This window comes from Sphingomonas sp. Root720 (genome assembly GCF_001428605.1).
In the GTDB taxonomy this organism is placed as follows: Bacteria; Pseudomonadota; Alphaproteobacteria; order Sphingomonadales; family Sphingomonadaceae; genus Rhizorhabdus.
In genome coordinates this window covers 1-24,001 of record NZ_LMID01000013.1, presented here as the reverse complement: position 1 = coordinate 24,001, position 24,001 = coordinate 1, and the positions used below count along the sequence as shown (strand labels likewise).

Below are 24,001 nucleotides of genomic sequence, written 5' to 3'. Positions count from 1 at the left end.
ATGGGCGTTCATGCCGACATCAAGCTGGTCGATCATGACGACCAAGGCGTCGACCTCGCTTTCCGCGCCGATGTGCTGAACGGCCTCGCCCAGCGGCAGAAGGCCATACCCGCGCGCTGGTTCTACGATATGGCCGGGTCCGAGCTGTTCGAGCGGATCACGGCCCTGCCAGAATATTATCCGACCCGTACCGAGACGGCGCTGCTGGCGGCGCATGCCGCCGAGGTGGCGGCGCTGGTCGGGCGCGGACGTGCCGTCGTCGAGTTCGGCTCGGGCAGCTCGGTCAAGACGCCGCTGCTGCTGAAGGAGATGGATGCCGCCGCCTATGTGCCGATCGACATTTCCGGCGATTTCCTGCGCCAGTCGAGCGTCGATCTCGCCGCGAAATTCCCCGATCTGGCGGTCATCCCGATCGAGGCCGACTTCATGAAGCCGGTGCCGCTGCCGGCCGCGACCGCCGGCCTCGACATGCTCGGCTTCTTCCCCGGCTCGACGATCGGCAACATGGTCCCGCACACCGCCGTCGACCTGCTCCGCTCGATGCGCCAGACGCTCGGCGACCGGTCGCACCTGCTGATCGGGATCGACCGGGCGAAGGACATCGGCCGTCTGGTCGCCGCCTACGACGATGCGCAGGGGATCACCGCGCGTTTCAACCTGAACCTGCTCGAGCGGATCAACCGCGAATTGGGCGGCGATATTCCCGTCGATCGCTTCCGCCATGTCGCCCGCTGGAACGAGGATTGGAGCCGGATTGAGATGCACCTCGAGGCGATCGAGGACGTCGCCTTCACGATTTCGGGCCGCAGCATGACGATGCGCCGGGGTGAGACGATCCACACCGAGAACAGCCACAAATATACGCCGAACCAGGCGCGGCTGATGCTGCAGGCCGGCGGCTGGACGCCGCGGGCGCAGTGGAGCGACGAGGACGAGAATTTCCTCGTCGTCCTGGCGGAGGCGACAGAATATCGCTCTGCGCCTTAGACCACTCTAAGTTGTTGTCTTGCCGAGATTTCCGAGTCGACGGATGATTCCATCCGCCTCGAAATTGCTCTGAGCACGCTCAGATCGGGAGGTCGGTCGTCAGCTTGACCATGTTGAGCGCGAAGTGCGAGTTGACCGAGGCTACGCCCGGCAGGTGGAGCAGCGTCTTCTTGAGGAAGTCGTGATAGGCCTCGATGTTCGCGACGACGATGCGGAGCTGATAGTCGCTGTCGCCGCTCATCGAGAAGCATTCGACGATCTGCGGCCGGTTGCGAACCGCGGTCTCGAACGCGTCGAGGGTGGCCTCGTCATGTTGTTTCAGCCGGATACTGGCGAAGACGACAGCCTCCAGTCCCAGCCGCTTCGGGTTCAGGATCACCGCGTTCCGCTCGATCACGCCGCTGGACTGCAACCGCTTGAGCCGCCGCCAGCACGGGGTGTGCGATAGCCCGACCTGCTCGGCCAGCTCGGCGACGGGAAGGCCGGGATGCTTCTGCAGCGCGCGCAGGATCTTCAGGTCCATCTCGTCCATCGGGCATTTCCTGAAATGAGGATAGATATCCTATCATAGTAATTTTTGTATAAAGATCATCCTCGAAATTGTGCGATCCTGAGCCATCTTTGCAAGGATTTTCCTGCCGGCCTCTGCCACTCTTGATGGGCAACGACAGCGACGAAAGTGCCGCGCCCATGTCCAATCTGCCCAGCCTGCGGCTCCATATCCCGGTCCCCCCGACGCGGCCTGGTGATGCCCCCAGTTTCGACCATCTATCCTTTTCCGAAGCGGGCGCGGTACGCCGGCCTGACAGCGCCGCCGCCGAGGCGGAGATGCGCGACCTGCCCTATGAACTGATCCGCGTGCTCGACGGCGAGGGGCGGGCGATCGGCCCCTGGGACCCGAAGCTGTCCCCCGACATGCTGCGCCGGGGTTTGCGCGCGATGCTGTTCACCCGGCTGTTCGACGACCGGATGTTCCGCCTTCACCGGCAGGGCAAGACCAGCTTCTACATGAAGTCGCTGGGCGAGGAGGCGATCGCCGTCGCGCAGTCGCTGGCGCTGGGCGAGAAGGACATGTCCTTCCCGACCTACCGCATGCTCGGCTGGCTGATGGCGCGCGACTATCCGCTCATCAACCTCGTCAACGAGATCTTTTCGAACGCCGACGATCCGCTCAAGGGCAAGCAGCTGCCGATCCTCTATTCGGCGCGCGCTTATGGTTTCTACTCGCTGTCGGGCAATGTCGGGAGCCGCTTCGGCCATGCCGTCGGCTGGGCGATGGCCTCGGCCTACAAGAACGACGACGGCATCGCGATCGGCTATATCGGCGAGGGCACGACCGCCGAGGGCGATTTCCACGAGGCGCTGACCTTCGCCTCGGTCTACCGCGCCCCGGTCATCCTGTGCGTCTCGAACAACCAATATGCGATCTCGTCCTTCTCGGGCATCGCCGGGGCCGAGACGACGACCTTCGCCGCAAAGGCGCTCGCTTACGGTCTTCCGGGCCTGCGAGTCGACGGCAACGACTTCCTCGCGGTCTGGGCGGCGACGCTATGGGCGGCCGAACGCGCGCGGACCAACCATGGCGCGACCCTGATCGAACTGTTCACCTACCGCGCCGCGGGCCATTCGACGAGCGACGATCCGACCAAATACCGTCCCGCCGACGAGGCCGAGCATTGGCCGCTCGGCGATCCGGTCGAGCGACTGAAGCAGCACCTGATCCACATCGGCGAATGGGACGAGGCGCGGCACGAGGCGCAGGTCGCCGAGCTGACCGAAGCGGTGCGCGCGGCGGTCAAGCAGGGCGAGGCGGTCGGTACGCTCGGCCAGTCCAAGCCCAGCGTGCGGGAGATGTTCGAGGGCGTGTTCAAGGAACCCGACTGGCGCCTGATCGAGCAGCGCCGCGAGCTGGGAGTCTGATCCGATGGCGCAGATGACCATGATCCAGGCGCTCAACTCGGCGCTCGACGTAATGTTGGAAAAGGACTCCAACATCCTGATATTCGGGGAGGATGTCGGCTATTTCGGCGGCGTCTTCCGCGTCACCGACGGCCTGCAGAAAAAGCATGGGCTGACCCGCTGCTTCGACGCGCCGATTTCCGAGGGCGGGATCATCGCCACCGCGATCGGCATGGGCGCCTATGGCCTGCGGCCGGTGCCGGAGATCCAGTTCGCCGATTATATCCTGCCGGCCTACGACCAGCTCGTCTCCGAAGCGGCGCGCCTGCGCTACCGTTCGAACGGCGAGTTCTCGGCGCCGATCACGGTGCGCTCGCCCTATGGCGGCGGCATCTTCGGCGGCCAGACGCACAGCCAGAGCCCCGAGGCGGTGTTCGCGCACATCACCGGGCTGAAGACGGTGATCCCGTCAAACCCCTATGACGCCAAGGGACTGCTGATCGCTTCGATCGAGTGCGACGACCCGGTGATCTTCCTCGAGCCGAAGCGCCTCTACAACGGCCCGTTCGACGGTCGCCACGACCGGCAGCTCAGGACATGGGCGGGGCATCCGGCGGGCGAGGTGCCCGAAGGCTATTACGACGTGCCGCTCGGCAAGGCCGCGACGGTGCGCGCGGGCGGGGAGGTGACCGTCATCGCCTATGGCACGATGGTCCATGTCGCGCTGAGCGCGATCGAGGAGAGCGGGGTCGATGCAGAGCTGATCGACCTGCGCTCGATCGTCCCGCTCGACATCGACGCGATCGTCGCGTCGGTCGAGAAGACCGGCCGCTGCGTCATCGTCCATGAGGCGTCGCGCTTCGGCGGCTTCGGCGGCGAGTTGTCCGCGCTCGTCCAGGAGCGCTGCTTCTATCGGCTCAAGGCCCCGATCGAGCGGGTCGCGGGTTGGGATACGCCTTATCCGCACGCTTTCGAGTGGGATTATTTCGTCGGGCCCGGGCGCGTCGCCGCAGCGCTTGCCCGCGTGATGGAGGCCTGATCATGGGACGCTATATATTCCGCATGCCCGATGTCGGCGAAGGCGTCGCGGAGGCCGAGATCATCGCCTGGCACGTCAAGCCCGGTGATCCCGTCGCCGAGGACCAGAGCCTGGTGGACGTCATGACCGACAAGGCGACGGTCGACATGACCGCCCCGGTGTCGGGCACCGTCGTCGCGCTGCACGGCGAGGTCGGCGAGATGCGTGCGGTCGGTTCGACCCTCGTCGAGCTGGAGGTCGAAGGCGAGGGCAATGCCACGGCCGAGGTGGCGGCTGCCGCCAAGGCTCCGGCCGACGCCGAGGCTGCTCCGGCGGTCGAGACGGCTCCCACGCCTAAGCCGGCATCGGCGCCGAAGCCTGGTGCCAGCGCGGCATCCACGGCGCCGGCCTTCGCCACGCGGACGGCGGGACAGGCTCCGCTCGCCGCGCCGGCTACGAGGCGACGCGCACATGAACTGGGCATCGCGCTGCAATATGTACCGGGCAGCGGCCCCGGCGGCCGGATCACCCCCGAGGATCTCGATCGCTATGTCGAGACCGGCGGCGCTCCGGCAGCGGGCGGGGCCGGGCATCTCGCCCCCCGCAGCGGCGGTAGCGATATCCGCATCGTCGGCATGCGCCGCAAGATCGCCGAGAAGATGCAGGAGGCCAAGCGCCGCATTCCCCACATTACCTATGTCGAGGAATGCGACCTGACCGAGCTCGAAGCGCTGCGCGCCGATCTCAACGCGCATCGCGACGAGGACCGGCCGAAGCTCACCCTGTTGCCCTTCTTCGTCCGAGCGCTGGCGCGCGCGCTGCCCGATTTCCCGCAGATCAACGCGCGCTACGACGACGACCAGGGCATACTCCACCAGTCGGCGGCGATTCACCTCGGCATCGCCACGCAGACCCCGGCCGGGCTGCTGGTCCCCGTGATCCGCCACGCCGAGGCGCTCGACGTCTGGGCCTGCGCGCAGGAGATCGCCCGGCTGAGCAAGGCTGCGCGCGACGGCAGCGCGACCCGCGAGGAGATGTCGGGCGCGACCATTACCATCACCTCGCTCGGCACGCTGGGCGGCATCACCGCGACGCCGATCGTCAACCATCCCGAGGTGGCGATCATCGGGCCGAACAAGCTTGTCGAACGGCCGGTGGTGCAGGGCAGCTTCGTGACGGTGCGCAAGATCATGAACCTGTCCTCGTCCTTCGATCACCGGATCGTCGACGGCTATGACGCCGCGCTGTTCGTCCAGCGGCTCAAGCGCCTGCTCGAGCATCCCGCCCTCATGTTCATGGACTGACCGATGACCGAAAGCGTGAAGACCAAGGTACTGGTGCTGGGCGGCGGGCCGGGGGGCTATGTCGCGGCGATCCGCTGCGGCCAGCTGGGCCTCGACACGGTGCTGGTCGAGGGCGACCGGGTGGGCGGCACCTGCCTGATCCGGGGCTGCATCCCCTCCAAGGCGCTGATCCATGCGGCCGATCACTATGCGGCGATGGTTGCGGCGGCGCGGGCGCCGCGCCTGGGCATCCACCTGGCCTCCGCGCCCAGCCTCGATTTCGCCGCGACGATCGGATGGAAGGACGGCGTCGTCGATCGCCTCAACGGCGGTGTCGGCGCACTGCTCAAGCGCGCCAAGGTGCGGGTGATATCGGGGCGCGGCCGTTTCTCCGACGCCAAGACCTGCCATGTCGCGACCGAGGGCGGGGAACTGGTGGTCCAGGCCGAGCATGTCGTCCTGGCGACCGGATCGGAGCCGGTCGAGCTTCCCTTCCTGCCGTTCGGCGGCAAGGTGATTTCCTCGACCGAGGCACTGTCGCTGCCCGAGGTGCCGAAGCGGCTGGTGATCGTCGGCGCGGGCTATATCGGCCTCGAACTCGGCATCGCCTATCGCAAGCTCGGCGCCGAGGTGACGGTGGTCGAGGCGGCAGGGCAGATCCTGCCGCTCTACGATGCCAGGCTGGTCGAGCCGGTCCGCCGCTCGCTGGAAGCGCTGGGGGTGACCCTCCATCTCGCCGCCAGGGCGACCGGGCAGGGGAAGGACGGCCTGCTCGTCGAGACGGCCGGTGGCGGCGCGCTGGAACTGCCGGCCGACCGGATCCTCGTCACGGTCGGCCGCCGCCCGGTCACGAGCGGCTGGGGCCTGGAGGAGATGGCGGTCGCCATGAACGGCGCCTTCGTCGCGATCGACGATCGCTGCGCCACCTCCACCCGCAACGTCTGGGCGATCGGCGACCTGGTCGGGGAGCCGATGCTGGCGCACAAGGCCTCGGCGCAGGGCGCGCTGGTGGCGGAAATCATCGCCGGGCAGAAGCGCCGTTTCGACCCGGTCGCGATCCCGGCGGTCTGCTTCACCGATCCGGAGATCGTCAGCGTCGGGCAGGGCCCCGATGCGCCCGGCACGATCACGGGGATCTTCCCCTTCGCCGCGAGCGGCCGGGCCTTGACGATGGAAGCCGGCGAGGACGGCGGCTTCGTCCGCGTCGTCGCGCTGGCGGCGGGGCATCGCATCGTCGGCGTGCAGGCGGTTGGGCACCATGCCTCCGAACTGTCCGCAGCCTTCACCCAGGCGATCGAGACCGGCGCGGTGCTGGAGGACATCGAAGGCATCATCCACGCCCATCCGACGCTCGGCGAGGCCTTCCACGAAGCCGCGCTCAAGGCTATGGGGCACGCCATCCACGCCTGACCGGCCGCAAGGACCGGAACGGCCGCATATTTCTCTGGCGCAGCCGATAGAAGCTGGGTTTAGAGCAGGAAGAGTTTCGCAGGAGCAGTTACCGATGACGACCCCGTTCACCATCCTGCCCAACGCGGCGCCGACCTCGTCGGAAGACCGCGCCAAGCTGCTGGAAAATCCTGGTTTCGGTCGTGTCTTCACCGATCATATGGTCATCGTCCGCTATGTCGAGGGCAAGGGGTGGCACGATGCCGAGGTGAAGGCGCGCGGCCCGCTGCAGATCGATCCGGCGTCGGCGGTGCTCCATTATGCGCAGGAGATCTTCGAAGGGATGAAGGCCTACCGGATGGGCGACGGCCTCGCGCTGTTCCGTCCGGAGGCGAACGCTGCCCGCTTCAACCTGTCGGCGCGGCGCATGGCGATGCCCGACGTGCCCGAGGACCTGTTCCTCGAGGCGGTCGAGCAGCTCGTGAAGATCGACCGCGACTGGGTCCCGGGTGCGGGCGGCAGCCTCTACCTGCGCCCGTTCATGTTCGCGAACGAAGTGTTCCTGGGTGTGAAGCCCTCGTCCGAATATCTGTTCATGGTGATCGCATCGTCGGTCGGCGCCTATTTCAAGGGCGGCAAGGACTCGGTCACCGTCTGGGTCTCGGCCGACTATACCCGCGCGGCGCCCGGCGGTACGGGCAGCGCCAAGTGCGGCGGCAACTATGCCGCCAGCCTCCTCGCCCAGGCGCAGGCGACGCAGCATGGCTGCGACCAGGTCGTCTTCCTCGATGCGGTGGAGCGCAAGTGGATCGAGGAACTGGGCGGCATGAACGTCTTCTTCGTCATGGACGACGGATCGATGGTGACGCCGCCGCTGCAGGGCACGATCCTGCCCGGCATCACCCGCGACTCGATCATCCGCATGGCGCGGGACGAGGGCATCGCGGTGCGCGAGGAGGCTTATTCCTTCGACCAGTGGAAGGCCGACGCGCAGTCGGGCAAGCTGGTCGAAAGCTTCGCCTGCGGCACCGCCGCGGTCGTCACCGCGATCGGCACGGTCAAGAGCGAGCAGGGCGATTTCACCATAGGTGCGGGCGGCACCGGCCAGACGACCGCGCGGCTGCGCGACCGGCTGACCGGGATCCAGCGCGGGACCGTCGCCGATCCCTATGGCTGGGTGCGCAAGATCGGTTGACCCTGGGGAAGGGAGGAGGCGAGAGCCCCTCCTGTTCTTTAGACGTCCGCGGGACTTTTGCAGGCGGGGGCACATGTCGCTCTGCCGCGCGCCCGTCTCCACTCTCCCGGGATCCCGGCCTCCGCCGGGTGACGCGTCACGCAAGGCGCCCGCTTTCGCCGGATGACGAACGGGGAGAGGACCCGCCGAAGTTGACGGGACTCGGCTGGGGCGGCAAAGCGGGCGCGCGATGAAGAAACTGACTGGCCAGGACCGCTCGATCACCACCCGCTGGAGGCCCGCCACCCAGGCGATCCGCGCCGGCACCGCGCGCTCGCATTTCGGGGAGACGAGCGAGGCGCTCTTCCTCACCTCGGGCTATGCCTATGACTGCGCGGGCGATGCCGCCGCGCGCTTCGCCGGCGAGCAGAAGGGGATGACCTACTCGCGCCTGCAGAACCCCACGGTCGAGATGCTCGAGGAGCGGATCGCGCTGATGGAGGGGGCCGAGGCGGCGCGCTGCATGGCGTCGGGCATGGCGGCGATGACGGCGGCCCTGCTTTGCCAGCTCTCGGCCGGCGACCATCTCGTCGCCGGGCGCGCCGCGTTCGGCTCGTGCCGCTGGCTGACCGACAGCCTGCTGCCGCGGTTCGGGATCGAGACGACGATCGTCGACGGCCGCGACAACGACGCGTGGAAGGCCGCGATCCGGCCCAATACCAAGCTGTTCTTCTTCGAGACGCCGGCCAACCCGACGCTCGACATCGTCGACCTGGAGGCGGTCTGCCGGATCGCCAGGGACGCCGGGTTGCTGACCGTCGTCGACAATGCCTTCGCGACGCCGCTGCTCCAGCGGCCGATGGACTATGGCGCCGACATCGTCGCCTATTCGGCGACCAAGATGATGGACGGGCAGGGCCGTGTCCTTGCCGGCGCCGTCTGCGGCACCGACGATTTCATCAACAACACGCTGCTGGCCTTCACCCGCAACACCGGGCCGACCCTGTCGCCGTTCAACGCCTGGGTCGTGATCAAGGGACTGGAGACGCTCGAGCTTCGCATCAACCGGCAGAGCGAGAACGCGCTCAAGGTCGCCCGCTTCCTCGAAGGCCGGGTGCCGCGCGTCCTGTTTCCGGCCCTGCCGAGCCATCCGCAGCACGATCTGGCGATGAAACAGATGTCGGCGGGCGGCACGATCGTGTCGATCTATCTCGACGGCGGGCGAAAGCAGGCGCATGGCCTGCTCGACGCGCTCGAACTGGTCGACATTTCGAACAATATCGGCGACTCTCGATCGCTCATGACGCACCCCGCGTCGACCACCCATGCCGGACTGTCGGCCGAGGTGCGCGCGGAAATGGGAGTCGACGAAGGCATGCTGCGGCTCAATGTCGGTCTGGAAGACCCGCTCGACGTCATCGACGATTTCGACAGGGCGTTGAAAGCGGTCGGCCTGTGATCATGCAGGCGCTCTTCCCGCATGTCGCGCAGAGCCGCAGCGTGACGGTGCGGGTCGCGGTGTCCTTCATGCCCGAGCAGTCGGAGCCCGCGCGCGGCCGCTGGTTCTGGTCCTATCATATCCGGATCGAGAATGGCGGAAAGCAGGCCGTCCAGCTGCTCACCCGCCATTGGCTGATCACCGACGGCCGCGGCGTGAAGCACGACGTGCGCGGCGAGGGGGTGGTCGGCGAGCAACCGGTGATCGAACCGGGCCAGGCCTATGACTATGTCTCGGGCTGCCCGCTCCAGACCCCGACCGGATCGATGGAGGGCAGCTACCACATGGTCGCCGAGGACGGGTCGACCTTCGAGGCCGCGATCCCGCGCTTCCCGCTGATCGGCCCGGCGGTGGCCCTGTAAGGAGGCTGGGGGCGTGAAGAGAACCCATCTGCCGCTCAATGGCCTGCGCGTGCTCGATGCCGCCGCGCGCCATCTGTCCTTCACCCGCGCCGCCGACGAGCTGGCGGTGACGCCGGCCGCTGTCGGCCAGCAGATCCGCGCGCTCGAGGACACGCTCGGCGTCGTCCTGTTCCGCCGTACCGCCAAGGGCCTGGAGCTGACGCCCGAGGGCGAGGCGGGGCTCGACGCGCTGCGGGCGGGTTTCCTCCAGTTCGAGGAGGCGGTCCGTGCGATGCAGGCGGGGCAGTCGTCCAAGACGCTGACGATCGCCGCACCGCGCGACTTCACCGCCAAATGGCTGGCGCCGCGCCTCGCCGATTTCGGCCGCAACGATCCCGAACTGCGCTTCGTCCTGCTGTCGGCGGACGAGGGGCTCGACTTCACCCAGGCCAATCTCGACCTCGCGGTCTGCTATGCCGATGGCCCGGGCGAGCATGAAGGCGTCAAGCTTGCGGACGGCGCGCTCGTCACCGTGGGCCTCGCCGACGGTGCCCCGATCGGCTGGCCGGGCGCCCCCGCCGAAGACAAGGATGCCGGGCTGATGGTGGCCGATGCCGGCCTCGCCATCGACGCGGCGGCCTCGGGGTTCGGTACCGCGCACGTCCCCGCGCTGCTCGTCGAGCGCGACATCGCCGAGGGCCGGGTTCGCGCCCATGGCGAGCCGGCGCCGTCGCCCAAGGCCTATTGGCTGGTGGCGCCGACCCCGCAGTGGCGCCAGAAGAAGGTCCGGGCGCTGGTCGCCACCCTGACCGACATCTGATCGGGTGCGGGGCGACGCTCGGCCACGGATCGTTCATATCCAATATGTTGGAAGGGGCTCATGACAACCCATCTCAACCTTCGCATCGCCGCCGCCGCCCTCGGCGCCCTGTCGCTGGCGGGCTGCGTTAGCACCGCCAAGACCGTGGTGACCGCGCCGTTCAAGGCCGTCGGCAAGGGCGTCGACTGGGCCACCACCAGCCAGGACGAAGCCGACCGCAACCGCGGCCGCGAGATGCGCAAGCAGGAAGAGCGCGACCGCAAGGAGCGCAAGCGCGCCGAGAAGGACTGGCGCCGCCAGCAGCGCGACGATTGACGGGCAAGCCGTCGCTCGCGCGCCTCCGGGGTGATACTCAGAGCCTGAGCGACACGTCGATGTCCTCGGCGAAGGCCACCGACAGATAGCCGCTGTCCACCGCTCGGATGCGTTCCAGATAGGCCGGGCAGAAATCCGCATTATCTGCGACGACCAGTGCTCCCGGCCGCAGCCGCGGCGCGACGAGGTCGAGAATGTCGGAATAGAGAGACTTGGCGCCATCGAGCAGCAGCAGGTCGACACTCTCGGGCAGATCGCGAGACAGCGTGTCCAGCGCATCACCCTCGCGCAACTCGACGAGGTCCGCCAGGCCGGCCTCCACCAGATTGGCCTTGGCGCGGTCGACTTTCGACGGCTCGAACTCGCTGGTGATCAGCCGGCCGCCGCCATTGTCGCGCAGCCCCGCGGCCAGACAGATCGTCGACAGGCCGAACGAGGTGCCGAACTCGACGATCGATGTCGCGCGCGACGACCGCGTCAGCATGTAGAGCAGGTCGCCCGTCTCGCGCGAGACCGCGAGCGGCACGTCCTTCATTCGTGCATAGAAGTCGACATAGTCGGTACGGCTCTGCAACAGCCGCGTCTTGTCCGCGCCGCTCAGGCCGTTCCAATAGTCGGCGACCGATGGTGAAGTGACCGGGTTGACGGCCTCCGCCTCGGCGAAGAGACGGCGGAGCAGCGGTGCCGCCGGGCTGGTCGTGAATGTCGTCATGGAAAGTTCCTTGCAAAGCGTCTTGCGCTGCACCGGAAAATACGAATAGTTCGTCAGGTTCGCTATTCGCATCCTGGAAGCCGCTCGTGGCAGATCGTCGAAATCCGCAGGTTTCCTTACGAAAGGAGCCCAAGCAGGCGCGCGCCAGCGACTTGGTGGCGGCCGTGCTCGATGCCGCTGTTCAGGTTTTGCGGGCGGAAGGTGCGGGCCGCTTCACCGCCGCGCGCGTCGCCGAGCGTGCGGGCGTCAGCGTAGGGTCGCTCTACCAATATTTCCCGAACAAGGCGGCGATCCTGTTCCGCCTGCAAAGCGATGAATGGCTTCGCACAGCCGAACTGCTGCGCACCATCCTCGAGGAACGCAGCCAGTCGGTGCCGCAACGCGTACGAACCCTCGTCCACGCCTTCCTCCGGTCCGAATGCGACGAGGCACAGGTTCGCATCGCCTTGGGCGACGCCGCGCCCCTCTACCGCGATGCGCCCGAGGCCGACGCCGTCCGCGCATCGGGCGCACGCATCATCCGCACCTTCATGGACGAGGCCTTGCCCGCGGTCGACGAAGCGACGGTCGCACGCGCCGCCGACCTGATCGAGACGACGCTGGGCGAAGTTGGCAGCAGCTTTTCCAAAACCGATCGCACCGGCGACGAGATCGCGGCCTATGCCGATGCCATGGCCGATATGTTCTGCGCCTATCTGGAGCGGATGGCCCGGTAGCGATCCAACACGAGCCCGGAACCCGTAGAGCATCCATTCCCGTCAGCCCGGGGAGGAAGCGCCGGCGCATCAGGGCAGGCGAGTCAGCAGCAGCGGCAGGGTCGGGCTTCCATTGGCGGCGATCTGGAGGACGTAGCGGCCCGGCCGGAGCGTGAAGTCGACCATCTTGCGGATGCCGCTGCAGGCGGGGCCGTGGCCGTGCGCCGTGGATTCCACGGCCTTGCCCTCCCTGAGCACGTCGATCCAGGCGCCCGATCCGATCGCGATCCGATAGGTGCCGGCTGCGGCGATGGTGAAGCCGAACAGGCCGCCATGGCTGACCGATCCGCCGGGCTTCTCCGGACGCACTACATAGCGCATGTCGGCGGTCGGGCTCAGCGCCGCGTCGACCCCCCGGCCGATGGCGAGGGTGGCCATGGAAAGCTGCCCGGCGTCGCTCGCCGCGACGAGCGGCGTTCGCCCCGTCCAGCCCGCCATCTCAGCCGGCGGTGGTACCGGGGTCGTGCAGTCGGCCGGCGCCGGCGGCTCCATCTGCGCCAGGGCCGGGGCCGAGATCAGCAGGGCCATCCCCGCGCCCATCCATGTCCGCACCGTCTTTTCCTTTTCCGTACTAGCTATATATCATCATATATAGCGATTCGAAACGGCACAAGCCGGCGCGGAAAAAGGGAACCCCATGCAGTTGAAGACGATCCTCCTCGCCACCGCGGCGGTCGCGGTGATGGCACCGGCGCATGCCGAAGCGGCGGACGACGCCGGCGGCAACGCCTTCTCGCTCGGCCAGATCATCGTCACCGGCACCCGCCCCGCCGGGGTGGAAATCGGCGGTTCGACGCTGACGTCGGAGGCGATCTACGCCTTCAACCGCGCCACCCTCGACGAAGCCGCCAACCTTATCCCGGGCGTGGCCTCCGGCAACAGCGGCGGTTCGCGCAATGAGCGTCTCGTCTTCGTGCGCGGCTTCGATCGGTTCCAGGTGCCGGTGTCGATCGACGGCATCCGCGTCTACCTGCCCGCCGACAACCGGCTCGATTATGGCCGCTTCCTCACTCCCGACATCGCCGAGATCCAGGTCGCCAAGGGCTATGCGTCGGTGCTCGACGGCCCGGGGGCGATGGGCGGCGCGATCAACCTCGTCACGCGCAAGCCGACAAGGACGATCGAGGCCGAGCTGCGCGGCACGCTCAACTTGGACCGCGGTGTCGACTATGCCGGCTACGGCACCTTCGCGTCGCTCGGTACCCGGCATGATCGCTGGTATGCACAGGCGTCCTATGCCCGCAGCTTCACCGACCATTGGGACCTGCCCGGCGATTACACGCCCGTCGCGGGATCGGCCGAGGACGGTGGCGCGCGCGACGCCGCGCGGACGCGCGACTGGCGGGTCAATGCCAAGCTCGGCTTCACGCCCAACGACACCGACGAATATTCGATCAGCTACACCCGGCAGGAGGGCAGCAAGAACGCGCCGCTCCACGTCACCGATCCGGTGTCGAACCCGCTGCCCCCCGGCGCGCCGAATCCGCGCTTCTGGGCCTGGCCCTATTGGAACATCGAGAGCATCTATTTCCTCTCGACCACCCGGCTCGGCGACCGCGCGACCTTCAAGACCCGCGCCTATCGCAACAGCTTCGACAACCTGCTGAGTTCGTTCGACAACGCCAGCCAGACGACACAGACGCTCGGCCGCTCGTTCAACAGCTATTATGCGGACAAGGCCTATGGCGGGTCGGCGCAGCTCGACCTTGCCGTCACCGATGCCAACGCGCTGAGCCTCGCCTTCCATTATCGTCGCGACGAGCATGTCGAATATCAGCAGGGCTTTCCGAGCGGGTTCACCGAACCGCCGCAGGCCAACAAGGAGGACACCTACAGCGCCGCCGCCGAATATCGCGCGGATTTGACGCCCAAGCTCGGCGTGACCGCCGGCATAAGCTATGACTGGCGCGAGCTGCGCAAGGCGGAGGAATTCGGCACCCCGCCCGGCGAAGCGTCGGCCCGCATCTTCGATTATCCGCGCGCCGATGCCTCGGCCTTCAACTGGCAGGCGCGGCTCGACTGGCGGCCCGACGGGGATAGCAGCCTGCACGCCGGCGTCTCGCGCCGCGCACGCTTTCCCACCATCTTCGAACGGTTCAGCACCCAGTTCGGCACCGCCGCCTCCAATCCGGGCCTGAAGCCTGAGCGCGCGGTGAACTACGAGATCGGCGGCTCGCGCCGGATGGGCGCGTTCCGGGTCGAGGGTGCGATCTTCTACAGCGACGTGCAGGACGCGATCGTCGCGGTCCGTCCGGCGGGCTTCCCGGCCAACACCAGCCAGCGCCGCAACCTCGGCGACGGCAAATATCGTGGCGGCGAGATCGCGTTGATCTGGCAGCCGACGGCCGCGCTGGAGCTGGGCGCCAACTACACCTATATCCGTCGCGCGTTCGACATCGCCCGGCAAGCCGCGGTGACGGTGCCGGTGTTCGCGCTGACCGACGTGCCGACCCACAAGGGCTTCGCCTATGCGCGCTGGTCGCCGATCGCGCGGCTGAGCGTCTATCCGAACATGGACTTCGCCTCGAAGCGCACCACGCTCGACAGCTTCGTGCCGGGCGCGGCGGGGCTGGTGCGCTATTACCGCACCGGCGGCTATGTGCAGGCCAATCTGCGGGTCGATTACGAGGTCATCGACAATGTCGAGATCGGCGTCGGCGCGCGCAACATCTTCGACGACTATCATGTCCTGACCGACGGCTTCCCCGAACCGGGCCGCAGCTTCTTCGCGAGCATCCGCGCGCGCTACTGATCGCCCGGCAGGGCAGGGCCGGTGCGATGCCGGCGGGCTGATGCGCCATGTCGCCTTATAGAGCCAAAATGGTGCATTCGTGCACAATAGGAGTTGGCAAAACGCCCCCCGCTGCAGCAATATGTGCGGTGACGATAATGTTCGGGGGCGAACATCGTGAAATATCGGAGAGTCGCGCTTCTGGCGCTGTTGTGCTGTGCGACCATGGCGAACGCGCAGGAGAAGACGGGGAATAAGCCCGGCTTCACCCTGGCGCCCGGTTCGGTCAGGATCATATTGATGCGCCCATCGATAAAGGTGGGCGAACAATCGACCGGCGGGCTGTTCGAGCCCAATGCGGATTGGACCGATCAGGCGAAGCAGAATTTGGGCAAAGCAATCGCCGATGCGCAATCGGGCCTCGGCAATCTGGTCGTTCCCTATGCCGAGCCGATGGGGGCCGATGGTGCGCTCGCGATGGAATATCGGGCGCTGTTCAGGGCCGTCGTCGGTTCGGTGATCGAATATCAATTCTTTTCGGGAAATCGCCTGCCCACCAAGAAGCGGAAGAACAGCTTCGAATGGACGCTTGGCCCGGAGATCGCCGGGCTGCCCGGCCTCGCGGGCGCCGATTATGCCCTCTTCATCGAGACCGAGGACCAATATGGATCGACGGGCCGCAAGATGGCCCAGGTGGTTGGCGCCCTGATACCCGGCATCTCCATGCCTTCCGGGGTGCACAAGGGCTCGGCGGGTCTGATCGATCTGAAGACGGGCGACCTCGTGTGGCTAAACGCCGATCTCGAAATGGGTGGGGACGTGCGTACCGAGGAGGGCGCCTCGAAGCGCGTTTCCCAGTTGTTCGAGGGTTTTCCCGGGAAGACGGCGACGGTCGTCCCGGCCGTCCTTCCCACTGCGGCCGCCGCCGCCGCCGTAGGGAATTAGGATGATGGTGCGGATCGGCTTTTCCAGTGGGCTCTTCGGCCTTGCGATCACGCTGGCCTCTCTTCCGGTCGGGGCGCGCGTTCCCGATACCGTGCCGCTGCCTCCTTTTACTCAGGCCTATCAGCCTCAGGGCGTCGACGAGCGCGGGATGTGGATGGAGGCCGACGAGGACGAGCGCGTCCTGCGGGACTCGCGTTTCGTCATCCCCGATACCGAATTGAATGCTTATGTGCGCGGCGTATTCTGCCGAACGGTCGGCGAGGAGCGGTGTCGCAACGTGCGCGTCTATGTGCTCCGCGTCCCGCAGTTCAACGCGACGATGTATCCCAACGGCATGATGACGATATGGTCGGGCCTGTTGCTGCGCGTCCGCAACGAGGCGGAACTGGGTGCCGTTCTGGGGCACGAGTTCGCTCATTTCGAACTGAGGCATTCGCTGAAGGGGTTCATGGCGCGCCGCTCCGCCAGCGATATCCAGATGTGGGCGAATATCCTCGTTTCGAACAGCTCGATTCCCCATGCCGTGGCCGGTGCCTTCTACGCATTCGAACGTGACCAGGAGAAGGAGGCGGACCTTCGCGGCGCGCATTATCTCGGGCTCTCCCCCTATCCCGCCACCGCCGCGGCGGACGTCTGGGACCGGCAGATCGCCGAGCAGGACGCGACCGAGCTCGGCCGCAAGCGCAAGGCCACGCATAGTTACAAGGCGGGCTACGCCGCCTCGCATCCGACCGGGCTGGCGCGGGCGACCTATCTGCGTCAGGAGGCCGCCAGGATCGGCGACGGTGGCGATACGGCGGCTTCTGCATATCGGCAGGGCACGGCCAAATGGCTTCCGATATTCCTCGATGACCAGATCAAGCTCAACGATTTCGGCGGGACCGAATTCATCCTGCAGTCGCTGGCTGGAAACGAATGGACGCCGGAGCTGCTCTACGCGCGCGCCGAGCTTTACCGGCAAAGGGGCAATCCGCGCGATCTGGTGAGCGCCGCGCAATTCTACCAGGAAGCGGTGGCCGGGGGATGCGCAAATCCCGAAGTGCATCGCGGCCTCGGCCTTGTGCTGATGCGGAGCCAGCAGGTCGAAGCCGGCCAGGCGGCGCTGCGGCAATATCTGGGCCTCGTTCCCGATGCGAAGGATGCACCGATGATTTCCGCGCTGCTGGCCAATTGAGGGGATTGCCGTGAAGCGAAATGCCCTGGCTCTTGTCGCGTTGGCGGCACTGGTCTTTTCGATACCGGCGATCGCCGGCAATTCCCTGATCGCGCCCGGTGAGCGGAAGAAGGTCGCAAAATCCGACCTGTCGATTACGCCGACGACGGAATGGAACCGACTCGACGAGCGACCGGGTCGCCGAGCGGAGACCTGGACCCTCGACGGCGACGCGCTGAACGATGTGACCTTCTACGGCGGGATCGAACCGGACAGGCCGCTGTTCGCCGAAGTGGACAAGCGAAACCAACCGCTCCCCCGCGTTTCGGCTACGATGCTGATCACCGATATCCCGCTACTGTTCGAAACGAGCTATCGCGTTGCGTTCGGCACCTCGTTGATGACGATCGACAGCGTCGAACCAGCCGTTTTCGCGGGACATAAGGGGGTGCGGTTTACCTATTCCTTCGTGCGGCAGGACGAAGACGTGCATCGGCGCGGCGAGGCGCGGGCCGCCATGATCGAGGGTGCTCTCTACATGATCACCTACGAAGCACCGACCCTGCATTATTTCGACCGAAGCCTCGCCGCCTTCCGCCAGCTTGCGGACAGCGCGCGCTTCTGAGGGGCAATGTTGGAATTCCTGAGCCCGGCACGCTATATGACCACCTATATGGTCAGGAGCGTGATATGGATAGGATCAACCTGGCGGATGCCAAGGCCCATCTCAGCCAATTGGTCGACCGGGTCGAAGCGGGCGATTCGATCGACATCACCCGCCGCGGCAAGCCGGTTGCGCGGCTCACCGCCGTCTCCACGCCGCGCAAGCCGATCGATGCCGCGCTGCTTCGATCGCTGACGGCGGCGATGCCGCTCCAGTCGCAGGACGCCGCCGATCTCGTACGGTCGATGCGGGATGGCGACCGCTACTGATGCTGTATCTCGACACGTCGCTGATCGTCGCGGCGCTCTCCAACGAAGCGATGACGCCGCATGTTCAGGCCTGGCTGGCGGAGCAGGATATCGCTCGGCTGACGATCAGCGACTGGACCATCACGGAGACGTCGTCCGCCATGGCCATCAAGCTTCGCACCGGACAGATCGGTCTGGAGCAACGTGCCGCTGCGCTCGCCATGTTCAACAAGCTGGTCGCCGAGAGCTTCACGCTGCTTGGCGTGACGGGTCGACAGTTCCGCGCGGCGGCTAGGTTTGCCGATCAGCATGCTCTTGGGCTCCGGGCCGGCGATGCGCTGCATCTTGCCATTGCATCGGAGCATGGTGCGACGGTGCATACGCTCGACCAGCGACTTGCCGAGGCCGGGCCGGCGCTCGGAGTGCCGGTGCAGTTGCTGGTATGATCGGTGACGTCCCGCGCTTGGGAATCCCCGGATCGCTGCAAGCGTAAGCAGCTAATCCGCCCCGATCCGCGTCGTCGCCGCGGCGTGGCGGATCAGTCCCGGAGCATGGCGGAACAGGGCGATCATCGGTCCTGCGACCCACGGCGTCTCGCCCCAATGCTTGAGCATGCCGGCGACCCCGACCGGGCGGCGGGCGCGGGCGGCGAAGGCGCTCTGGAAGGACGGGCCCGCCTGGGCGCCATCATGGAGGAAGGCGTGGGCGGCGCGGATCGCGCTGTCGAGCGCGATCGCGATGCCGTCGCCGGCCAGGCTGGCGATCACCGCCGCCTGGTCGCCGAGGCGGAAGATGCCGTGCCGGCCGCGCCGCGCGCGCCAGCCATAGGGGATGCGTGCGACGGTCGACCACGGGCCCGCTCCGGTTGCCGCGCCGAAGCGGTCGGCGAGCATCGGCGCCTCGTGCGCCAGCGCCGCGATGAGCTGCTCGGGCCGGCCGCCGGCCGCCTGCAGCCGCGACTGCGCGACCGACAGGCACAGGTTCGCGCCGCCATCCTCCTGCAGCAGCAGCCCCGCATAGCCGCCCCGGAACAGGTGCAGCTCGATCGTTCCGGCAAGGGCGCGGGCGAGGGCGGCCGAGGGCTCGAGGCGGATGCGCAGGCCGAGCGCCGGGTCGTCGCCGGACCGGGTGGGGCGGGGCGCGCCGCGCGCCTCATGCTTGCCGGTGGCGAGGAAGATCGCATTGGCGCCGATCGCGGTCTCGTCCCCCAGGTGCAGGCAGCGCTGGTCGAGATCGACCCGCCGGATCGCGAGGCCACGCTCGATCGTCGCGCCTTCCCCGGCCGCGCGGTCGAGCAGCGTCGCGTCGAGCGTGCGACGCGACAGGCCGGCAGCGGCGAAGGGCAGGTCGGTCTCGGCGATCCGCCGCCCCGCGATCAGCCGCGCCCGGCGGATCGCGGGTGCGCCGAGCGCCGCCGGGTCGACCCCGAGCCGCGCGAGCAGGGCGATCGCATCGCCGCCGAGGAAGCCGCCGCACACCACGTCGTGCGGCTCGCGGCTGCGCTCGATCAGGACGGGCATCGCCCCGCCGCGCGCGAGCAGCAGCGCCACGGCCGCGCCGGCCGGGCCGCCGCCCGCGATCAGTTCAGGCGCTCGACGCATATCCGGAAGGGGAAGCGGCGCGTCACCCGCGCCTCGGGGCCGATCCCGGCCTCGGCGAGCAGCGGCGCCCATTCGCGCGGCCGCAGTGCGCGCGCGATCGACAGCTGGCCGTCCTCGCGGACGATGCGGTGCCAGCCCATCAGCCGGGCGAGCGGGGGGAAGCCGAGATAGGCCAGGCGGTGGCGGTGCAGGTCGTTGACGTGCCAGCCGCGCGCCGCGCCGGCCTCCATCGTGCGCAGGAAGGTGAGGAGCTGGTCGTGGTGCATATGATGCGCGACGAGGCTGCTGACGATCAGGTCGAAGCGATCCTTCCCCTGCGCCGGCCCGACATGGTCGAGATAATCGCCGGTCAGGTAGCGAATGGCGAAGCGGCCGGGCGTGGCGGCTTCGGCGATGGGGGCGCTGCGCGGGTTGAGGTCGACCCCGGTCAGCACCGCCTCGATCCCGCGCTTCTCCGCCCAGCAGGCGATCGCGCGCAACAGGTCGCCGTCGCCGAACCCGACGTCGAGCAGGGTGAAGCGCCGCCGGTCGCCAACGGCGCTGGCGACGAAATCGAGCGTCGGCCGCGCCGCGAGGGTCCAGCGGTTGACCGAGGCGAGGTCGGTCAGGACCTCGGCATAGACCGCCGGATCGAGATCGGGAGCGTCCATCTGCTCCTCCTCCTGCGCCGGGCGGTCGAGCGCGCGCATCACAGGCTGGCGATCGCGAAGCCTTCGGCGGCGAGGCCGGGGCCGAACGCGACCGCGACGCCGTCGATCGCCGCGGTCTCGGCCATCAGCGCGGCCAGCACGAACATCAGCGTCGCCGAGGACATGTTGCCGTAGCGCCGCAGGATCGAGCGCGATGCCGCGAGCGCCGCGCCGCCGAGGCCGAGGCCATGCTCGACCGCGTCGAGGATCGAGCGCCCGCCGGCATGGACCGCCCAGCTCGGCATCTCGCCGCCCGCGCGGTTGCCGAGGATGGCGCTGCGCAGCTCGGGCGTGTCGAGCGCCGCCGCGATTCGCCCCGGCACCGCGCCGGACAGATGCATCACGAACCCCTCGTCGCCGATGTCCCAGCGGATCAGCTCGTCGCTGTCGGGTAGGGTGGCGGCGAAGAAGCGGTCGATCGCGATCCCGCCGGGTTCGGCGGTGACGATCGCCGCGGCGGCGCCGTCGGCGAACTGCAGCTGCGCCAGCAGCGATTCGAGCGCCGGGGTCGCCTGCATGTGCAGCGAGCAGAGCTCGACCGTGACGACCAGGACGCGCGCCTGCGGGTCGGAGCGGGCGATATGGTGCGCCACCCTGAGCGCGGCGACCGCCGCATAGCAGCCCATGAAGCCGACCAGCGTCCGTTCGACCGAGCCGTCGAGGCCGAGCCGTCGGGCGATGATCTGGTCGATGCCGGGGGCCACGAAGCCGGTGCAGCTCGCCACCACGAGATGGCTGATTCCGTCGAGCGAGGCGCGTTCCGACAGGTCGTCGATCGCCTTCAGCGCGAGCTCGGGCGCCTCGCGGGCATAAGTCGCCATCCGCGTCGAGGTGGCCGGCATCGCGCCGCCGTAGAAGCCGCCGGGATCGACCTGGCTCCCGCCGTCGCGCATGGGCGGGAGGACGGTGAAGCGATGCTCGATCCCCGAACGTCCCGCCATCCGCTCGAACAGCGCGCGCTCGCGGCCCTCGAGCCGCCCGGCGGCCCAGCCGATGAATATCTCGTGGATGTCGTGGTCCGGCACGGCGGTGCCGATCGCGTGGATATGGGCGGTCATGACAGGATAACACTCGGCACTGCCCTAATGTCCCACGCCGGGACGGGAGGAGCAATCCAATTCGGATATCCGGAAGGGCCGCTACCCCGTCTGCTCGATCCCCAGTTCGCCGAGCTTCCGGTAGAGCGTCGATCGGCCGATGCGCAGGCGGCGGGCGACCTCGGTCATCCGGCCGCGATAATGGCCGATCGCCATGCGGATCAGGTCGGCCTCGATCTCCTCGATCGGCCGGACATGGCCGTCCGCCCCGAACAGTGCGACGCTGCCGGCGGGCCGGACGGCCATGGCCGCCACCGGCGCGTCGTCGTTCGCCGCCGGCTGCGGGTCGGCCGGGCCCTCGCGCAGCCGGGGGAAGTCGGCGGCGCTCAGCGTGTCGCCGCCGCAGAAGATCGCCGCGCGGAACAGGACGTTGTGGAGCTGGCGGACGTTGCCCGGCCAGTCATAGGCCTCGAGCAGCTCGATCGCCGAGGCGTCGATGGCGAGCGAGGCCAGCCCAAGCTGGCGGGCGATCCGCTCGAGCAGATGTACCGCGAGCGGCGCGATGTCGCTGCCGCGGTCGCGCAGCGGCGGCAGGGTCACCGGCACCACCGCGAGCCGGTAGAACAGGTCCTCGCGGAAGCGCCCGCGCGCGACGTCGTCGGACAGGCGCCGGTTGGTCGCGGCGACGACCCGCACCGACACCTGGCGCGGATGGGCCGCGCCGAGCGGCCGGATCTCGCCGGACTGCAGCACGCGCAGCAGCTTGGCCTGCGCGTCGGCGGGGAGGTCGCCGATCTCGTCGAGGAAGATCGTGCCGCCATGGGCGTTGGCGAACAGGCCCGGGCGCCGCTCGAACGCGCCGGTGAAGGCGCCGCGCTCATGGCCGAACAATTCGGATTCGACGAGATTGGCGGGAATCGCCGCGCAGTTGACCGTGATCAGCGGACCGGCATGGCAGGCCGAGGCGCGGTGGATCGCCTGGGCGAGCACCTCCTTGCCGACGCCGCTTTCGCCTTCGATCAGGATCGTCGCCGGGGTCTGGGCGGCGCGCATCGCGATGCCGAGCGCGCGGCGGAAGCCCGGTGCCGATCCGACGATCTCCGAGAAGTCGAGCGCCTCCGACCATTTCTCGACCAGCGGCTGGAGTTCGCCGGCTGGCGCGTCGTCGGCGATCGCATGGTCGAGTGCGGCGAGCAGCCGGTGGCGTGCGATCGGCTTGACCACCACGTCGCGCGCGCCGGCGCGGACGGCTCGCACCGCGAGCGCGACCGAATCCTGCGCGGTGACGACGATGATCGGGAGGTCGGGGAGGTTCTTGCGCAGCTGGGCGATCGATCGCTCCGCCGCCGCCGGGTCGGGCGACCACAGGTCGATTAGCGCCGCGTCGAGCCGGACGCCGGCGCGGGCGGCCCGGCGCAGCGCGTCGCCGACGTCCGCCGCGCGCAGCACGCGCCAGCCGGCACGCTGCGCGAGCGCGCTCATCAGACCGGCCTGGGCCGGTTCGGCATCGATCAGCAAGAGCCCCGGGGGGCCGTCGCGACGCATTCGCTGCTCCTTCGCCCCCGCCCTTAGCGTTGAAAAGCTAAGCAAAATTAAATCGACCTGGCAGCTTGGCCAGGGAAGGCCATTTGCGCTTGAGGCGAGGAGGGGGGCCGTCTAGAAGTGCGCCCGAAAAATCTGTCATCAGCAGGGAAGACATATGTCCGACGATCATGGCGCGCCGATGGACTACAAGGCTCACAACCAGACCTATTCGGGCTTCCTCAGCCTGCTGAAGGTGGGCACTATCGCCAGTGCCCTGACCGGCCTGCTGGTGGTCTTCCTGATCGCCCCCAAGGGTTGATCGCTTGAAGATCGCGGTGCTGAAGGAGGCCGCGGCCGGGGAAAGCCGCGTGTCCGCCACGCCCGAGACGGTGAAGAAGTTCATCGCATTGGGTGCCGAACTGGGGGTCGAGCGGGGGGCCGGAGAAGGCGCTTCGATCGCGGACGGCGACTATGAGGCCGCGGGGGCCAAGGTCGGCGATCGCGCCGCGATTCTCGAGGGGGCCGACATCCTGTTCGGCGTGCAGGGGCCCGATCCCGAGGCGCTGGCCGGTGCGAGGCCGGGGGCGTGGATCGTCGCGGGGCTGAACCCGTTCGGGGACCGCGCCCGGATCGACGCCTATGCSGCCAAGGGCTTCGAGGCATTGGCGATGGAGTTCATGCCGCGCATCACCCGCGCGCAGTCGATGGACATMYTGTCGTCGCARTCGAACCTTGCCGGCTACAAGGCGGTGYTGCTGGCGGCGGCCGAATATGGCCGTGCCTTCCCGATGATGATGACGGCGGCGGGCACCGTGTCCGCGGCGCGCGCCTTCATCATGGGCGTCGGCGTCGCCGGGCTCCAGGCGATCGCGACCGCGCGGCGCCTCGGTGCTCAGGTCTCGGCGACCGACGTGCGCTCGGCGACSAAGGAGCAGATCCAGTCGCTCGGCGCCAAGCCGATCTTCGTCGAGAAGGTCGCCGGCATCGAGGGCGAGGGATCGGGCGGTTACGCGACCGAGATGTCGGAGGAATATCAGAAGGCCCAGRCCGAACTGGTGTCGAGCCACATCGCCAAGCAGGATATCGTGATCACCACCGCGCTGATCCCGGGGCGTCCCGCSCCGCGGCTGATCAGCGACGCGCAGATCGCGACGATGCGCGCGGGCTCCGTGATCGTCGACCTCGCGGCCGAAAGCGGCGGCAATGTCGAGGGTGCGG

At 68.0% G+C, this 24,001-nt stretch carries 26 protein-coding genes; 19 read left to right on the top strand and 7 right to left on the bottom strand.

What is annotated here, in order from left to right; genetic code table 11:
- Entirely contained in the window at positions 1-987 is a 987-nt protein-coding gene (gene egtD / locus ASE22_RS17505; RefSeq protein ID WP_056362683.1) for an L-histidine N(alpha)-methyltransferase, read from the top strand.
- Positions 988-1,066: 79 nt separating this feature from the next.
- Here egtD and ASE22_RS17500 read toward each other — a convergent pair whose 3' ends face one another.
- A complete protein-coding gene (locus ASE22_RS17500) occupies positions 1,067-1,519 on the bottom strand; it encodes an Lrp/AsnC family transcriptional regulator (RefSeq protein ID WP_056362680.1) in 453 nt (150 codons plus the stop codon).
- A 158-nt stretch (positions 1,520-1,677) separates the two neighbouring features.
- Between ASE22_RS17500 and ASE22_RS17495 the strand changes: the two genes are divergently transcribed.
- The 9 genes from ASE22_RS17495 to ASE22_RS17455 all read left to right on the top strand — a co-directional run bounded on the left by ASE22_RS17495 (position 1,678) and on the right by ASE22_RS17455 (position 10,724).
- On the top strand, positions 1,678-2,907 hold the full coding sequence (locus ASE22_RS17495) for a thiamine pyrophosphate-dependent enzyme (protein ID WP_082545335.1): 1,230 nt from the start codon (positions 1,678-1,680) through the stop codon (positions 2,905-2,907).
- Positions 2,908-2,920: 13 nt separating this feature from the next.
- Entirely contained in the window at positions 2,921-3,925 is a 1,005-nt protein-coding gene (locus ASE22_RS17490; protein ID WP_200933099.1) for an alpha-ketoacid dehydrogenase subunit beta, read from the top strand.
- A 2-nt stretch (positions 3,926-3,927) separates the two neighbouring features.
- A complete protein-coding gene (locus ASE22_RS17485) occupies positions 3,928-5,208 on the top strand; it encodes a dihydrolipoamide acetyltransferase family protein (RefSeq protein ID WP_056362673.1) in 1,281 nt (426 codons plus the stop codon).
- A gap of 3 nt (positions 5,209-5,211) precedes the next feature.
- The gene (lpdA, locus tag ASE22_RS17480; protein ID WP_056362669.1) at positions 5,212-6,597 is read left to right on the top strand and encodes a dihydrolipoyl dehydrogenase; all 1,386 of its coding nucleotides are present in this window, start codon (positions 5,212-5,214) and stop codon (positions 6,595-6,597) included.
- Positions 6,598-6,691: 94 nt separating this feature from the next.
- A complete protein-coding gene (locus ASE22_RS17475) occupies positions 6,692-7,771 on the top strand; it encodes a branched-chain amino acid aminotransferase (protein ID WP_056362667.1) in 1,080 nt (359 codons plus the stop codon).
- Positions 7,772-8,000: 229 nt separating this feature from the next.
- On the top strand, positions 8,001-9,209 hold the full coding sequence (metZ, locus tag ASE22_RS17470; RefSeq protein ID WP_056362664.1) for an O-succinylhomoserine sulfhydrylase: 1,209 nt from the start codon (positions 8,001-8,003) through the stop codon (positions 9,207-9,209).
- 2 nt (positions 9,210-9,211) lie between these two features.
- Positions 9,212-9,610, top strand: coding sequence for a Co2+/Mg2+ efflux protein ApaG (gene apaG / locus ASE22_RS17465; RefSeq protein ID WP_056362662.1), 399 nt, complete (start codon positions 9,212-9,214; stop codon positions 9,608-9,610).
- A 13-nt stretch (positions 9,611-9,623) separates the two neighbouring features.
- Complete coding sequence (locus ASE22_RS17460; RefSeq protein WP_056362658.1) at positions 9,624-10,409, top strand: LysR family transcriptional regulator; 786 nt, start codon at positions 9,624-9,626, stop codon at positions 10,407-10,409.
- A 60-nt stretch (positions 10,410-10,469) separates the two neighbouring features.
- Positions 10,470-10,724 carry a hypothetical protein gene (locus ASE22_RS17455; RefSeq protein ID WP_056362656.1) on the top strand — a complete coding sequence of 85 codons (255 nt, stop codon included), beginning with the start codon at positions 10,470-10,472 and terminating at the stop codon, positions 10,722-10,724.
- Positions 10,725-10,761: 37 nt separating this feature from the next.
- Here ASE22_RS17455 and ASE22_RS17450 read toward each other — a convergent pair whose 3' ends face one another.
- On the bottom strand, positions 10,762-11,436 hold the full coding sequence (locus tag ASE22_RS17450; protein WP_056364055.1) for an O-methyltransferase: 675 nt from the start codon (positions 11,434-11,436) through the stop codon (positions 10,762-10,764).
- Between the two features lie 86 nt (positions 11,437-11,522).
- On the opposite strand from ASE22_RS17450, the gene ASE22_RS17445 reads away from it, so the two are divergent.
- Positions 11,523-12,152 carry a TetR family transcriptional regulator gene (locus tag ASE22_RS17445; protein ID WP_056362653.1) on the top strand — a complete coding sequence of 210 codons (630 nt, stop codon included), beginning with the start codon at positions 11,523-11,525 and terminating at the stop codon, positions 12,150-12,152.
- Positions 12,153-12,221: 69 nt separating this feature from the next.
- Here the strand turns inward: ASE22_RS17445 and ASE22_RS17440 are convergent, their stop codons facing one another.
- Positions 12,222-12,743, bottom strand: coding sequence for a homogentisate 1,2-dioxygenase (locus tag ASE22_RS17440; protein WP_235536275.1), 522 nt, complete (start codon positions 12,741-12,743; stop codon positions 12,222-12,224).
- An 85-nt stretch (positions 12,744-12,828) separates the two neighbouring features.
- On the opposite strand from ASE22_RS17440, the gene ASE22_RS17435 reads away from it, so the two are divergent.
- From ASE22_RS17435 to ASE22_RS17410, 6 genes are all read left to right on the top strand, one after another.
- Entirely contained in the window at positions 12,829-14,943 is a 2,115-nt protein-coding gene (locus ASE22_RS17435; protein WP_056362648.1) for a TonB-dependent receptor plug domain-containing protein, read from the top strand.
- A 204-nt stretch (positions 14,944-15,147) separates the two neighbouring features.
- The gene (locus ASE22_RS17430) at positions 15,148-15,867 is read left to right on the top strand and encodes a hypothetical protein (protein ID WP_056362644.1); all 720 of its coding nucleotides are present in this window, start codon (positions 15,148-15,150) and stop codon (positions 15,865-15,867) included.
- Position 15,868: 1 nt separating this feature from the next.
- Positions 15,869-17,041, top strand: a complete 1,173-nt coding sequence (locus tag ASE22_RS17425; RefSeq protein WP_235536274.1) for a M48 family metalloprotease — start codon at positions 15,869-15,871, stop codon at positions 17,039-17,041.
- Between the two features lie 10 nt (positions 17,042-17,051).
- Positions 17,052-17,645: a hypothetical protein gene (locus ASE22_RS17420; RefSeq protein ID WP_235536273.1), complete on the top strand. Its 594-nt coding sequence runs from the start codon at positions 17,052-17,054 to the stop codon at positions 17,643-17,645.
- A gap of 65 nt (positions 17,646-17,710) precedes the next feature.
- The gene (locus tag ASE22_RS17415) at positions 17,711-17,953 is read left to right on the top strand and encodes a type II toxin-antitoxin system Phd/YefM family antitoxin (protein ID WP_056362638.1); all 243 of its coding nucleotides are present in this window, start codon (positions 17,711-17,713) and stop codon (positions 17,951-17,953) included.
- Positions 17,953-18,378 carry a type II toxin-antitoxin system VapC family toxin gene (locus ASE22_RS17410; RefSeq protein WP_056362634.1) on the top strand — a complete coding sequence of 142 codons (426 nt, stop codon included), beginning with the start codon at positions 17,953-17,955 and terminating at the stop codon, positions 18,376-18,378. Before ASE22_RS17415 ends, ASE22_RS17410 begins: the two co-directional genes overlap by 1 nt.
- 51 nt (positions 18,379-18,429) lie before the next feature.
- On the opposite strand, the gene ASE22_RS17405 is transcribed toward ASE22_RS17410, so the two are convergent.
- From ASE22_RS17405 to ASE22_RS17390, 4 genes are all read right to left on the bottom strand, one after another.
- Positions 18,430-19,533 carry an NAD(P)/FAD-dependent oxidoreductase gene (locus ASE22_RS17405; protein ID WP_056362630.1) on the bottom strand — a complete coding sequence of 368 codons (1,104 nt, stop codon included), beginning with the start codon at positions 19,531-19,533 and terminating at the stop codon, positions 18,430-18,432.
- Complete coding sequence (locus ASE22_RS17400) at positions 19,512-20,222, bottom strand: methyltransferase domain-containing protein (protein WP_056362626.1); 711 nt, start codon at positions 20,220-20,222, stop codon at positions 19,512-19,514. The genes ASE22_RS17405 and ASE22_RS17400 overlap by 22 nt, the downstream gene beginning before the upstream one ends.
- On the bottom strand, positions 20,222-21,280 hold the full coding sequence (locus ASE22_RS17395) for a type III polyketide synthase (protein WP_056362623.1): 1,059 nt from the start codon (positions 21,278-21,280) through the stop codon (positions 20,222-20,224). Before ASE22_RS17395 ends, ASE22_RS17400 begins: the two co-directional genes overlap by 1 nt.
- 81 nt (positions 21,281-21,361) lie before the next feature.
- Positions 21,362-22,804: a sigma-54-dependent transcriptional regulator gene (locus ASE22_RS17390; protein ID WP_056362620.1), complete on the bottom strand. Its 1,443-nt coding sequence runs from the start codon at positions 22,802-22,804 to the stop codon at positions 21,362-21,364.
- Positions 22,805-22,958: 154 nt separating this feature from the next.
- Between ASE22_RS17390 and ASE22_RS26280 the strand changes: the two genes are divergently transcribed.
- Together ASE22_RS26280 and ASE22_RS17385 are read left to right on the top strand one after the other, a co-directional pair.
- Entirely contained in the window at positions 22,959-23,102 is a 144-nt protein-coding gene (locus ASE22_RS26280; RefSeq protein WP_082545295.1) for an aa3-type cytochrome c oxidase subunit IV, read from the top strand.
- Between the two features lie 4 nt (positions 23,103-23,106).
- On the top strand, positions 23,107-24,001 hold an 895-nt coding region (locus ASE22_RS17385; protein ID WP_056362614.1), incomplete at its 3' end, for an NAD(P) transhydrogenase subunit alpha.

What these genes read in the sequence shown, in the direction of transcription:
- egtD (WP_056362683.1), top strand. Translation starts at nt 1, where the DNA reads ATGGGCGTTCATGCCGACATCAAGCTGGTCGATCATGACGACCAAGGC.
- ASE22_RS17500 (WP_056362680.1), bottom strand. Translation starts at nt 1,519, where the DNA reads ATGGACGAGATGGACCTGAAGATCCTGCGCGCGCTGCAGAAGCATCCC.
- ASE22_RS17495 (WP_082545335.1), top strand. Translation starts at nt 1,678, where the DNA reads ATGTCCAATCTGCCCAGCCTGCGGCTCCATATCCCGGTCCCCCCGACG.
- ASE22_RS17490 (WP_200933099.1), top strand. Translation starts at nt 2,921, where the DNA reads ATGACCATGATCCAGGCGCTCAACTCGGCGCTCGACGTAATGTTGGAA.
- ASE22_RS17485 (WP_056362673.1), top strand. Translation starts at nt 3,928, where the DNA reads ATGGGACGCTATATATTCCGCATGCCCGATGTCGGCGAAGGCGTCGCG.
- lpdA (WP_056362669.1), top strand. Translation starts at nt 5,212, where the DNA reads ATGACCGAAAGCGTGAAGACCAAGGTACTGGTGCTGGGCGGCGGGCCG.
- ASE22_RS17475 (WP_056362667.1), top strand. Translation starts at nt 6,692, where the DNA reads ATGACGACCCCGTTCACCATCCTGCCCAACGCGGCGCCGACCTCGTCG.
- metZ (WP_056362664.1), top strand. Translation starts at nt 8,001, where the DNA reads ATGAAGAAACTGACTGGCCAGGACCGCTCGATCACCACCCGCTGGAGG.
- apaG (WP_056362662.1), top strand. Translation starts at nt 9,212, where the DNA reads ATGCAGGCGCTCTTCCCGCATGTCGCGCAGAGCCGCAGCGTGACGGTG.
- ASE22_RS17455 (WP_056362656.1), top strand. Translation starts at nt 10,470, where the DNA reads ATGACAACCCATCTCAACCTTCGCATCGCCGCCGCCGCCCTCGGCGCC.
- ASE22_RS17450 (WP_056364055.1), bottom strand. Translation starts at nt 11,436, where the DNA reads ATGACGACATTCACGACCAGCCCGGCGGCACCGCTGCTCCGCCGTCTC.
- ASE22_RS17435 (WP_056362648.1), top strand. Translation starts at nt 12,829, where the DNA reads ATGCAGTTGAAGACGATCCTCCTCGCCACCGCGGCGGTCGCGGTGATG.
- ASE22_RS17430 (WP_056362644.1), top strand. Translation starts at nt 15,148, where the DNA reads ATGGCGAACGCGCAGGAGAAGACGGGGAATAAGCCCGGCTTCACCCTG.
- ASE22_RS17425 (WP_235536274.1), top strand. Translation starts at nt 15,869, where the DNA reads ATGATGGTGCGGATCGGCTTTTCCAGTGGGCTCTTCGGCCTTGCGATC.
- ASE22_RS17415 (WP_056362638.1), top strand. Translation starts at nt 17,711, where the DNA reads ATGGATAGGATCAACCTGGCGGATGCCAAGGCCCATCTCAGCCAATTG.
- ASE22_RS17410 (WP_056362634.1), top strand. Translation starts at nt 17,953, where the DNA reads ATGCTGTATCTCGACACGTCGCTGATCGTCGCGGCGCTCTCCAACGAA.
- ASE22_RS17405 (WP_056362630.1), bottom strand. Translation starts at nt 19,533, where the DNA reads ATGCGTCGAGCGCCTGAACTGATCGCGGGCGGCGGCCCGGCCGGCGCG.
- ASE22_RS17400 (WP_056362626.1), bottom strand. Translation starts at nt 20,222, where the DNA reads ATGCGCGCGCTCGACCGCCCGGCGCAGGAGGAGGAGCAGATGGACGCT.
- ASE22_RS17395 (WP_056362623.1), bottom strand. Translation starts at nt 21,280, where the DNA reads ATGACCGCCCATATCCACGCGATCGGCACCGCCGTGCCGGACCACGAC.
- ASE22_RS17390 (WP_056362620.1), bottom strand. Translation starts at nt 22,804, where the DNA reads ATGCGTCGCGACGGCCCCCCGGGGCTCTTGCTGATCGATGCCGAACCG.
- ASE22_RS26280 (WP_082545295.1), top strand. Translation starts at nt 22,959, where the DNA reads ATGTCCGACGATCATGGCGCGCCGATGGACTACAAGGCTCACAACCAG.